This window comes from Bartonella sp. AD328YNZD, assembly GCF_042196425.1.
This window is the reverse complement of the sequence record NZ_JBHIQG010000053.1, coordinates 1-11,375: the sequence shown is the minus strand read 5'-3', so window position 1 is coordinate 11,375 and position 11,375 is coordinate 1. Positions and strand designations below refer to the sequence as shown.

The 11,375-nt window shown below is 39.3% G+C and carries 10 protein-coding genes; 6 read left to right on the top strand and 4 right to left on the bottom strand.

Annotated elements, in window-relative coordinates:
* Positions 1-302 precede the first annotated feature (302 nt).
* Entirely contained in the window at positions 303-461 is a 159-nt protein-coding gene (locus ACFIO3_RS04255) for a hypothetical protein (RefSeq protein ID WP_375614476.1), read from the top strand.
* 540 nt (positions 462-1,001) lie between these two features.
* On the opposite strand, the gene ACFIO3_RS04250 is transcribed toward ACFIO3_RS04255, so the two are convergent.
* The 4 genes from ACFIO3_RS04250 to ACFIO3_RS04235 form a co-directional block, all read right to left on the bottom strand.
* The gene (locus ACFIO3_RS04250) at positions 1,002-1,928 is read right to left on the bottom strand and encodes a YopJ/AvrA family T3SS effector serine/threonine acetyltransferase (protein ID WP_375686481.1); all 927 of its coding nucleotides are present in this window, start codon (positions 1,926-1,928) and stop codon (positions 1,002-1,004) included.
* A 334-nt stretch (positions 1,929-2,262) separates the two neighbouring features.
* Positions 2,263-3,189: a YopJ/AvrA family T3SS effector serine/threonine acetyltransferase gene (locus tag ACFIO3_RS04245; protein ID WP_375606485.1), complete on the bottom strand. Its 927-nt coding sequence runs from the start codon at positions 3,187-3,189 to the stop codon at positions 2,263-2,265.
* A gap of 336 nt (positions 3,190-3,525) precedes the next feature.
* Positions 3,526-4,470 carry a YopJ/AvrA family T3SS effector serine/threonine acetyltransferase gene (locus ACFIO3_RS04240; protein WP_375704129.1) on the bottom strand — a complete coding sequence of 315 codons (945 nt, stop codon included), beginning with the start codon at positions 4,468-4,470 and terminating at the stop codon, positions 3,526-3,528.
* A 1,981-nt stretch (positions 4,471-6,451) separates the two neighbouring features.
* Complete coding sequence (locus ACFIO3_RS04235; protein WP_375606483.1) at positions 6,452-7,018, bottom strand: hypothetical protein; 567 nt, start codon at positions 7,016-7,018, stop codon at positions 6,452-6,454.
* 1,791 nt (positions 7,019-8,809) lie between these two features.
* On the opposite strand from ACFIO3_RS04235, the gene ACFIO3_RS04230 reads away from it, so the two are divergent.
* The 5 genes from ACFIO3_RS04230 (at position 8,810) to ACFIO3_RS04210 (ending at position 11,025) form a co-directional block, all read left to right on the top strand.
* Positions 8,810-9,331: a hypothetical protein gene (locus ACFIO3_RS04230; RefSeq protein ID WP_375606482.1), complete on the top strand. Its 522-nt coding sequence runs from the start codon at positions 8,810-8,812 to the stop codon at positions 9,329-9,331.
* An 86-nt stretch (positions 9,332-9,417) separates the two neighbouring features.
* Complete coding sequence (locus tag ACFIO3_RS04225) at positions 9,418-9,894, top strand: hypothetical protein (RefSeq protein WP_375614473.1); 477 nt, start codon at positions 9,418-9,420, stop codon at positions 9,892-9,894.
* A 48-nt stretch (positions 9,895-9,942) separates the two neighbouring features.
* On the top strand, positions 9,943-10,509 hold the full coding sequence (locus ACFIO3_RS04220; protein WP_375686483.1) for a hypothetical protein: 567 nt from the start codon (positions 9,943-9,945) through the stop codon (positions 10,507-10,509).
* Entirely contained in the window at positions 10,499-10,696 is a 198-nt protein-coding gene (locus ACFIO3_RS04215; protein WP_375610225.1) for a hypothetical protein, read from the top strand. Before ACFIO3_RS04220 ends, ACFIO3_RS04215 begins: the two co-directional genes overlap by 11 nt.
* A gap of 11 nt (positions 10,697-10,707) precedes the next feature.
* Complete coding sequence (locus ACFIO3_RS04210; protein WP_375687626.1) at positions 10,708-11,025, top strand: hypothetical protein; 318 nt, start codon at positions 10,708-10,710, stop codon at positions 11,023-11,025.
* Positions 11,026-11,375 lie beyond the last annotated feature (350 nt).

Sequence of the window (11,375 nt, the reverse complement as noted above, 5' to 3'; positions counted from 1 at the left end):
ATTTTCCGTTGGGAGAGTGTTGTTGTTGGTTTTGAGACCCGTTCCCATGGGGTGGTTTGTTGATCGCGTCTTATTGGTGCGGGCGGTGTTGGTGTGATGCACACGGGGTCATTGCCATTGTGCTGGCGGTTTTGTTGGCGCGGGGGTAGCATGGTGGGGAAAGGACGATGGGCTCCCCCCGGTTAAGCTGGTTGTGAGGGGGAGAGGGTTCTATAAAAAATTCCGTATAGAGGTGCATTCTGGTCCCATAAATTCTTTTTCTCTTGTGAGAAAGAGTTTTTGCAAGGGGAAAGGGTTTGTTTGTGGGGATGGAGAGCGTTGTTGTTGGTTTTGAGATCCGTTCCCATGGGGTGTGGTTTGTTGATCGCGTCTTATTGGCGCGGGCGGTGTTGATGTGGTGCACACGGGTCATTGCCATTGCGCTGGCGGTTTTGTTGGCGATTGTGTTAGTGGTGGCATGATACGGGTGAGGTTGGAGGGGTGACATGTATGGTATGGTGAGTGGAACTCTTAGAAGGGCACTGTTGGCGCGGCAGGGATTGGGAGAGGTGTACAATTATTTGTGTTGGCAGTGGTTGTGAGGAGTGAGAGATGGAGAGAACGGATGGTGTGTGATTGTGGGGACAGAGAGCGGCTGTTCGTGGTGGTTTGAGAGCATGGCATTGATGTGGGGGTGTTTGAGATACGAAGTGGATACTCTCAGAAAAACAAGACATATGCTTTTACTGAAGACGAAAGCATTAAATATTTTATGTATCAAGCGTTTTGCTTATCCAAAGAGCCTCATTGTTACACAGAGCTTTGGGCTAACAAGAGCTGTGGAATTTTGATACAATTTTAAGAGGGGCTGGTTTTATAGGACAATGGTGTTTTTCTTTAAGAGGAAAGTTGTTGGCTATTTTTGTTTTAAGAGAGCAAAAGCTGGTTTGCTTAGAGAAATCTTAACCGTAAAGCAGCCTCTCTTCGTTCTTTGATGAATAGGAATATGGAAAAAGCCTTAATTACATCGTTAAAGATTTGTATTCAGTAATCCTTTTTTGGTGGGAGGAAACAGAAACAGTTTTTCCTTCTGTTGTTCTTAAGTTTTTTTCAAACCTCTCTCTCAGAGTTTCCCCTTTTTTGTTGACTGTTTCATGTTCAGCTTCCGGATGGACTTTTAAATAGTGTTCTAGACGTCTTTTTCCTTGCGCATGTTTATAAAAAGTGGTTGGAAGATAGGAATCTAACTTTTCAGCAGATACAGATGAATTGGGTTCACATAATACACCCTTAACATTATCTTTGTGCAATCTTGCTAATTTATCAGATTCAAGATGAAGCTTTTTGGCAAGGCTTAAGCTGAACATTCCACATTCAGAAGAGCTTCGCTGAATATCCATTTCTGCTGTGGTAAAAGAATAAGGAGGCAGTTGAAGACGTTGAAGGGTTTGATTTATTTTTATCCCTAGTTTGCAAGCCGCGATATTCTGAAATGTTGTAGGTTCAAGCATAATCAAAGAGATTTTCTCATCAACTTTTTGATAATCAAGGACGGCAAAGTGGATTTTGCTTCCCGAATTGACTATAAATCGTGCAGAATTTGCGCCGCTCTCAACGACTTCTTTTAGGGCGTACGAAAACTCTTCTGCTGTAAGAGCCAATTTGAGATTCATGTCTGGATATTTGCTGTTTGCTTTTTCTACGAGAGCTGGCATCAATCTAATATCTGTGTTTTCATAATAAGAGTTAATCCAACGGCCGGTTACAAGATCTCTCTCTAAGCCTGTAATAATATCTTTTAATTCGTCAGAATTCGGTGCAGTATGTTCTTCTTCTTTTTGGATGGAACTTTGCATTAAACGTGCAATAAGGTCTTCTAAAGATTCATTTGCACTTGCTCCTTCTGGTGTTTGTGAGGAATGAGGGAGGGAAGAATCTTGTGGCTTCATAATCTTAGCCTCTATATTGATGATCGATAAATGATATTATTTCTTCAATTTTGGCTAAACAATGTTTGCAGGAAAGATTTTTATCTAAAAAAAACAAAGAGATGAAATCATCTTTATTTTAAAAAATTTTGTTACCAAAGACAAAATCGCACGCTTTTCAGAGTCAAAGGTAAGGTATCTTTTTATCTTTTAAGAGATCACGTTGCTTACTGTTTGCATCTTTACCTCTTTCAAAGGGAAAAGAAGATTTGCTAACAGCAATTTATGCCTTACCGTAAAGCCGCAGAGCTTCATTCTTTGTGGATGTGGAATATGGCTATGGCCAAAACGCTTATTACATCATTAGAGATTTGTATTCTGTAGCTCTTTTTCTGTGTTGTGAAACAGAAACAGTTTTTGTCTCTGTTTCCACTAAGCTTCTCTCAAATCTTTCGGTTAGGGTTTCGCCTTTTTTGTTTACTTTCTCCTGTGCTGCTTCTGGATTGGCTTTTAGATATTCCCCAAGACGTCTTCTTCCTTGCACGTGTTTGTAAAAAGAGGTTGGAAGATATGTATCTAACTTTTCAGGAGATAGAGGTGTATCTGGTTCACATAATACACCCTTAACATTATCCTTATGCAGTCTTTCTAATTTTTGAGATTCGGTATGAAGCTTTTTAGCAAGGGCTAAGCTGAACATTCCACATTCAGAAGAGCTTCGCTGAATATCCATTTCTACCATGGCAAAAGAACAATTGGGCAACTCATGCGCTTTAAGAGCCAATTGTGTTCTTAATGCCAGCACTGCTGGTTTCATATTGTTGAGTGTTGTAGGTTCAAAAAATATCACGGAGGTTTTGTCATCGATGGTTTGATGATCAATCACTGAAAAATGGATTCCCCTGTCCTTTGTGTGAATAATAAATCTAGAAGATTGAACGCCGTTTTCGATGGCTTCTTTGAGTGCAAGGGCAAAGTCGTGAGATGACGCTGCCAATTGAAGACGCATGTCGGGATATTTACGATTTGCCTGATCTATCAAGGCTGGCATTAGTTTAAGGTCTGTACTTGCATAATCAGCTGTGAACCAACGACCCGTTGAGATATCATCCTCTAAACGGGCAACAATATCTTTTAATTCCTCACGATTGAATGGGATATCTTTGCCTTTTTCGCTACTGGGTTGTTCTAAATGTGCAGCAAGAGTGTCTAACGATGCATTTGCACTTGCTCCTTCTGGTGTTTGTGAGGAATGAGGGAGGGAAGAATCTTGTGGCTTCATGCTATTAGCCTCCATATTGATAATCGATAGGTGATATTATCTTCTTCAATTCTGGCTAAACAATGTTTTGCAGGAAAGATTTTTATCTAAAAAAAACAAAGAGATGAAATCATCTTTATTTTAAAAAATTTTGTTACCAAAGACAAAATCGCACGCTTTTCAGAGTCAAAGGTAAGGTATCTTTTTATCTTTTAAGAGATCACGTTGCTTACTGTTTGCATCTTTACCTCTTTCAAAGGGAAAAGAAGATTTGCTAACAGCAATTTATGCCTTACCGTAAAGCCGCAGAGCTTCATTCTTTGTGGATGTGGAATATGGCTATGGCCAAAACGCTTATTACATCATTAGAGATTTGTATTCTGTAGCTCTTTTTCTGTGTTGTGAAACAGAAACAGTTTTTGTCTCTGTTTCCACTAAGCTTCTCTCAAATCTTTCGGTTAGGGTTTCGCCTTTTTTGTTTACTTTCTCCTGTGCTGCTTCTGGGTTGGCTTTTAGATATTCCCCAAGACGTCTTCTGCCTTGCACGTGTTTGTATAAACGAGCTGGAAGATATGGATCTAATTTTTCAGCAGGTAAAGGCGTGTCTGGTTCACATAACACACCCTTAATATTATCTTTGTGTAGTCTTTCTAATTTTTGAGCTTCGAGATAAAGCTTTTTGGCAAGGCTTAAGCTGAACATCCCACATTCAGAGGAGCTTCGTTGAATATCCATTTCTACCATGGCAAAATGAATATTCGGAAATTGGTGATGTTCAATGGATTGTCGCGTTCTTAATGCCAGTAATGCGGGAAGCGTGTCACGCAGTAAGGTCGGTTCAAAAAAGATCAAAGATGTTTTATTATCAATGGTTTGATGATCGACAACCGCAAAATGAATTCCCCTATCTTGTGCGTTAACGATCAGCCTAGAAGATTTTATGCCCTTTTCGAGCGTTTCTTTGAGTGCAAGGGCAAAGCCGTCTGGGGGGCTTGTAAGTTTGAGATTCATCTCTGGATATTTACGATTTGCTTGATCGACCAAGGCTGGCATCATGTACAGATCTAGAATATCATAATAATTTTTGATCCAACTGCCATCGGCATTATGCTTTTCTAAACCGGCAATAATATCTTTTAATTCCGCACGATTAAAAGGGGTGTTTTTTATTTTTTCAATGTTAAGCCGTTCTAAATGTGCAGTAAGAGTGTCTAATGATGCATTTGCACGCGCCTCTTCAGGTGCACTTGCACCTTCTGGGGTTTGTGAGGAATGAGGTGGGGGGGAATCTTGTGGCTTCATACTATTAGCCTCCATATTGATGATCGATAGGTAATATTATCTTCTTCAATTCTGGCTAAACAATGTTTTGAAAAACAAGCCTTTGCATCTTGAAAGGTGAGGCGATGAGAGCATAATAATGCCGTTTTCATATTTTTATGCGTGTAGTGCTCATCATTGCTGTGATGTATTATATTGGTATTTTATAAGGGGATTATTAGGGCGTTCTATTGGGAGCCCTTATTGAATACCACTTGTTTTGAAAATCTCAAAATTATGGGGCTGTTGGTGATGCAAATTGTGTAATGCAAAAGAAAACAGTCAGAAAAGGACGAAAGATACCTTCAAACCGTAAAGCTTTAAACATTGCCGCGAAACACACTGTTTTATAACAGTCTATGATAATGCGAAAATTTTATGATGAAATCTGGACGCAGAAAACCCCTTACCGCATCTACCATTAAATACGATTTTTCATATTCTGTCAACCGCAAAACGATTATTTTTCCTTTTTTATCGCGGGAAAAAATCTACAGAAAAAATCTCATTCATTAGCTATGCAGCAAAATATCTTGTTTTAATGGAAAAGTTTTTGATGTGGCAAAAAACATTTTCTCCTTTGAGAAAGGAGGGAGAAAGGTGAAGGGAGAATTGTGGTTTTGAAATCCGTGGTATTTTATTGATGAAATTGGGAAGGCGGTGGTTGGAAGGTGTTTGTGGAACAAAGCTTTAGGTATTGCGCAGGGGGTGTTCCGAGGGGATGACGAGGTGGGGGACTCGTGGGTGCTTAGAGGCGTGATGGCTCTTCGAGTGGCTGTTGGGGTCTCTAAAGGTTTCTGTATAAAGATTTATTGAGTAAATGCTTTTTCTCCTTTGAGAAAGGAGGGGAAAGGTGAAGGGAGAATTGTGGTTTTGAAATCCGTGGTATTTTATTGATGAAATTGGGAAGGCGGTGGTTGGAAGGTGTTGCGGGGGCAAAGCTTTAGGTATTGCGCAGGGGGTGTTCCGAGGGGATGACGAGGTGGGGGACTCGTGGGTGCTTAGAGGCGTGATGGCTCTTCGAGTGGCTGTTGGGGTCTCTAAAGGTTTCTGTATAAAGATTTATTGAGTAAATGCTTTTTCTCCTTTGAGAAAGGAGGGGAAAGGTGAAGGGAGAATTGTGGTTTTGAAATCCGTGGTATTTTATTGATGAAATTGGGAAGGCGGTGGTTGGAAGGTGTTGCGGGGGCAAAGCTTTAGGTGTTGGCGATTTGTGGGGGTAATTAGGGCTGTGCAGGCTGTCGTATTAGTGGTGGTGTGATGGGAGGGTTATCGGTGCAGTTGTTGATGAGGGAGGAGATTGTTGGTAGGGGCTTTTTCTTTCGTTTAAGGGATGATGCTTTTAATTGTGTCAAAAAATAACGGGTTATTTTAATGATAAGTTATTGATTTATAGTGAATATTTTATCATTATTTATCTTGAATGAGAAATCCAGATTATGCTGAAATAAAAGCCATAGCTCTTGTCCGTCATAAGATCAGAAGAGCCATATAGAATTGTACAAGAAAAGACGTAAAATGACGATAATGAATTGTCTGAAGAGCTAAGGATGTCGCGATATTGGGTGAAGTGTATGATGAGGGTGGTTTGTTACAATGGGGGTAGAGGGAAGAATGTTGCTGTTTTTTAAAGAGGGGGCAATATTTATCTTGTCCATGCCGTGAATATGCCGTGAAATATTGTCCTTTGAGGCATGGATTAAGTGAGGCACTGGTAGGTATAAGGTTAAGTCTCTTTGACAGTTGAAGTATTTTTTAAAGAACGTGGTGGATATTTTTAAGCTTGTTTGTTGTGCGCTTTAAGCTTGTCAATCTCATGAAATTCTATGAAAGGGCAAGCTCAGAGGTTCTCAAGAGCACCCTGCCAAAGGGGGGCTTTATAAAGGCGCTGGTTATAAAGAGGCATGTTATAAAAGGAGGGGGAGAATCTTTATCCTGTGAGGGGGAGGAAATGATGGGTGTTTTAGCCAAGGCTCTTTTGGGTAGAACTGTCAAAATGTTTATAAAGGGCATCAAGAATAATACGCAACGAGCCAACAAGATTAGGCAGCGGTTGATCTTCTATAACAAGATAGTGTAATGCCGCATGAAAGTTGTGTTGACGATGTAGATATTGTGCTTCTTTAATCGCTTCTTGCATAGCTTCATAGTGTTCCGTTGCTCTTTGGATCCATTGCTTTTTTGCTTTCTCATCTGATGCGCTGTGCGTAAAACCATCATAATAACCGTTTGGTAAACCTTTTGCACATAAATAGTCGTTTCTAATTTGCAAGTATTGTTGCGCCGTGTCATATTGCTCTTTACTGATGCCTGATGAAGCCTCTTTATAGCCAAGCAAACAAAGACGCCCAATATAGGTTCCGACAAGCGGATTTTTCGCTTCTTCGAGGCTTAAACCAAAGTGTTTGGCACGCATTTCAATCGCAGATTGAAGCCCAGATTCGCTGGAGCTTTGGGCACGTGAAATACGGCCTTTGGGCTCTTGCTTTCCTGTTATTTTTGATCTACCGCGTTTTTTACGTATTTTCATGAACTTAACCATTTGAATGAAAAAGAAACTGTCTGTTGATGGGGGACAGTGATGTAAAAAGCACTTGGCGCAAATATTGGGGGAGCAAATACTTAAGGGGGAGGGAGCAAATACTGTGGGAAATATCAGCCGTTGCAGATCAAAAAACAAACGATACTAAAGGCGTTTTAATGCAAAGAAAAGCAACGGTGTGGGGCGAAAAAATCATCTTTAAGGTGTTTCTTACTATTTTTATCTTATCCCTATCAGTCTTATTTTCCGCCCCTATTATGCTTATTTTTTTATTGCTAGCGGATTATTTGCTTTCTAAATATTTCTTAACTGTTCTTGAGAAATTGAAGGAAAATTTTTGTCAAATGTGAATGAAAAAATAAGAATGGATTTCAAGGGCATGTCATCGTCTTTCTAATAGGAAGTTTTTTCTAATGGGATTATTTGTCTCTTTTTTCACGAGCGCTTTGTGGAAATTTTTCAATTCCACTTTTGAAAGGTCATTGTTTTCTTAAGTTGGGAGCTTGTTATTTGGGTTCTCTTATTTTTTGTTGTTGGGCGCTTTCCCAAGATATTTGATATACATCACGCTGTTAAGCATACTTTTATCCTTTATAAGAGATATATTGTCTTCTGTTGAGTGGCAGAGAGCGGCAAAAAGCAAACCTCTACATTCTATTATAATAGCATAAGATGCCCTATGTTTTCAAATAAAATATCATTTATTGGCTTAAAATAAACTGTGAATGATCCCGCTATTTGGTTTAGTATTTCCTTTGTAATTATCCTTTATAGAGTATAAATTTTCCGTTTTAATGGATCTCATCATAAGACGAGGGGATGTCGTTTAAAGGACGGAATGCATTATCGAAAGAAGCTGTTTTTATAAGAAGAAAGTGCCTTTATAAAAAGATGCTTTTATAGGAGATGCCTTGATGAATGTAGGGGCTGTATCAATGTGGGGGCTGTGAAATGTTTCATCTTTAATGAAGGATTTTTAAAATGAAGCCTTTTTGATTAAGAAGCTTTCAAATGAGGATTAAGGTTGTTTGTTGCACGCTTTTCATACTGGATAATCGGTTGCGTGTTTGACTTTGTTTTTATGTTGCTTTTTAAAGAGGTATGTCTTAGGGCTCTCTTTTGCCCATTTCGCAAGGGTGCTCATGAAGGGTACAACGATAAAGTTCCCAATGAAATCCATATAAAGTTTGAATAATATAAAATCTATTGAACACTTCCGTTTTTACACTTGTAAAGAAGAAAGTCTATAGCATCACACATTTTGCCAGCTCTCATTGTTGCGGACAGCTCTTGGCATTTGAGACGCTTCCTTAGAGGCATTTATCATCCTTTCTTAATGTTTTACTCTATACGGCTCTTTCTGCTTGTAACGCGCAAGAGACATGGTTTGGATCGATTTAATATGGAATAGGCTTGGAATAAGACAATCCTACGGTATTTAGGGTTCTCATTTAATATGAAAAACAATAAATTGTTATAAATCAGTGTATTGTTTGTAAACTTTACACATCAGATATTTCTTAGATTGAATATTTTTGCTTGTTGAGTTTTGTGAAACATTGTCTTTTGAAGTGTGGGTAATAGATAAGAGGATACAATGGCATTTGTGCTTGTGAGGCTTAGGGATTGTATGTTGTCACGTATGAGAAATTTTAAAAATAGACTTAAAGGGTCTTATAGCGCGTGTTTCATGGTGAGAAGAGTGCTAGATAAACCGGTTTTGCTGGTTGCATGTTTTCAAAGAGTGAGTGGGCATGTTAGAAGTGAGAAAATATCCGTATGATCGAAGATAAATCACAACACCAATTTGCCCATAAGGGAAATACGGCTTTTGCGTCACAGCCCGTGTTGAATCAGTGTGCGGTTTTCAAAAAATGGACGGCTCTCTCAAGAAAAGATTACGTCATCATTTTGTGTTTGGCTATCCTCTTGTTGGTGCTTTTTGCCGCGACTGTCTATATGAATCCTTTGGAGTTTTTTCACGTTATATCCAAAGAACAGTTTCAAGCACTGGGACAAATGGAACAAGGAGATCTTCGAAAAATGATTAAAGAGATCTTGAAACAGCCTTTTGAAAATAATCCTGCAATCGTGTTTTTGCGTGATGCGGGATGGAATAGTGTTTGGGCTTTTTTATGTCTTTTGCCGCAAATGATTTTTGGTGTTCTTGTGGTGTTCTTTCCACTCTTTTTTGTCTTTAACGCTATCTCTAAACGGGAGGTGAAGGAAATGATGAATCTGTGGGATACATTGCCAGAGCAGCAACAACTAGACAACCAATTTCTCAACAGAACACAATAGGGAAACAAGTGGCTGCTTCTTTTATAAGTACTTTTGTAATTTTGACCACAGTATGGTGGAGTACTGTCATGTTTTTCGGGGAGATCATGATACTTTTTTCTACTCTGATGACAATCTTGGTACTTTATTATTCTTTGATAAAACGGACAATATTGTTGTGTGGGATGCGGCGGAAATTAAAAAAGGGTGCATTGCAGAATTTGGGGTATAATCAGAAAGTCAGCATAGGACAAAATACAGTTTTTGCAACAGAGCTCAGCTCCCTTTCTTTTAAAGAATCTTTGGAACTTTCAAGAAAAGATTATTTTATCATCGTTTCGATAGCCTGCATTGTGATTGTGGTTTTCGCAGTTTTGCTCGCTTTTTTTGCTTTTTTTCCAAAATCTGCGATTTTTTTACACAATTATATGCCTCTATTGTTTAAGGTTGGCGTTTTTGGCATGCAGCTGCTGTTTTGGTTTTGTGCGTGTATTGTTGTTTCTTTACCTGTCATTTTAATCTTCCATAATCTCCTTCATTATGGCGTGAAAAAAACAGTGAAGGAATTAGAAATGTTTGTTTGAGAAGAGAATAAAAATGATGATTTCACATCAATGCGATAGGGGAAACAAGTGACTATTGTTATAAAATTTTTGGCTTTTTTAGGGGTCACCATCATTGCCATTGTAATGTTTATGGTTATGATCCGGCTTCCTTACCGGTTGATCAAACATATCAGGTTATCTTTTAAACTCGCTCAAGACTTGAAAAAGAGTACAACGCAAAAAAAGCAAGCCATACAACAATTGCGTAATGATCTGGGAGAAATGAAAAGACACAATCTCGCCCATAAGACCCTTGATGCGACAATGCGCTTTCTTAACTTCAAAGAATCTCTGCCTCTTTATTCAAAAGAATGTAAAATAATTCTTTTTATCCTTATTCTCTTTTCTGTTTTACAATCTGCTTTCTCTGTCGCAAATTTGGTATGGTGGAAGAATGATAGTGTTGCCTTTATCATGCAGCTGTTGAGCCTTCTATGGTTTGGGCTTCTTCTCTTTTTTCCGATCATTGGAATCATGTGCATAAAGTTAACGAGAAAATTGAACAAAATGCTTCAACAATTGAAAGAAGCAATACAACAACGCGATCAGGCAATTCGTATGCAGAACGTGGAAGGGGGGCAAAATGACGAGTAGTCTTATAACATTAATAGCCATTTCTTTCCTGTTCTTTACGCTCTTAAGTGTTTTAATGTGGGCGCCAATCGTTGTCATTTATTACCTGTTTATCAAGCGTGCGCGGCTTTATTGTCGCGTGAAAAAGGAACTGAAATGCGTGCTGAATGAACGTGATATTGCCTTAAAACAGATCTCCCCAAAATAAAAAGCAGCAGAATGTTTGATAAAAAGCAGCTTTCTCTTGTTTGGCAAGACTATAAAAAAATATTCTATCTTTCTACGGTCATGGCGACTGCTCCAATAGTTATAACTGTTGTCGTTAAGATATGGAGAGGGCAGGACTTTGTTTCTCTTGTCGTATTCGAGCCACTGGCATGGATGCTTGCCTGTACTTTTTTATTCTTACCGATTGTTTTTATTATGCGTTTTATCGTGACCCGTCAGTTGAACAAAATGATACGGCAATTAGAAGAAGAGGTTGAGCAGAAAGGAGCGCCCGTCATATTATACGATGTGAGCGAGGGGAAAAAGTGAGTGAGGGGAAAGTGAGCGAGGGGAAAGTGAGTGAGGGGAAAAAGTGAGCGAGGGGAAAGTGAGCGAGGGGAAAAAGTGAGCGAGGGGAAAAAGTGAGCGAGGGGAAAAAGTGAGCGAGGGGAAAAAGTGAGCGAGGGGGAAAAGTGAGCGAGGGGAAAAAGTGAGCGAGGGAAAAGTGAGCGAGGGGAAAGTGAGCGAGGGGAAAAAGTGAGCGAGGGGAAAGTGAGCGAGGGGAAAGTGAGCGAGGGGAAAAAGTGAGCGAGGGGAAAGTGAGCGAGGGGAAAAAAGTGAAGAGAGGCTTTTATTGCCATTAAGTATATTGCTTTTGACTTGTTCATTAAGGAGCATGG

Coding starts and splice junctions, on each gene's coding strand:
- ACFIO3_RS04250 (WP_375686481.1), bottom strand. CDS start 1,928: ATGAAGCCACAAGATTCTTCCCTCCCTCATTCCTCACAAACACCAGAA.
- ACFIO3_RS04245 (WP_375606485.1), bottom strand. CDS start 3,189: ATGAAGCCACAAGATTCTTCCCTCCCTCATTCCTCACAAACACCAGAA.
- ACFIO3_RS04240 (WP_375704129.1), bottom strand. CDS start 4,470: ATGAAGCCACAAGATTCCCCCCCACCTCATTCCTCACAAACCCCAGAA.
- ACFIO3_RS04235 (WP_375606483.1), bottom strand. CDS start 7,018: ATGAAAATACGTAAAAAACGCGGTAGATCAAAAATAACAGGAAAGCAA.
- ACFIO3_RS04230 (WP_375606482.1), top strand. CDS start 8,810: ATGATCGAAGATAAATCACAACACCAATTTGCCCATAAGGGAAATACG.
- ACFIO3_RS04225 (WP_375614473.1), top strand. CDS start 9,418: ATGATACTTTTTTCTACTCTGATGACAATCTTGGTACTTTATTATTCT.
- ACFIO3_RS04215 (WP_375610225.1), top strand. CDS start 10,499: ATGACGAGTAGTCTTATAACATTAATAGCCATTTCTTTCCTGTTCTTT.
- ACFIO3_RS04210 (WP_375687626.1), top strand. CDS start 10,708: ATGTTTGATAAAAAGCAGCTTTCTCTTGTTTGGCAAGACTATAAAAAA.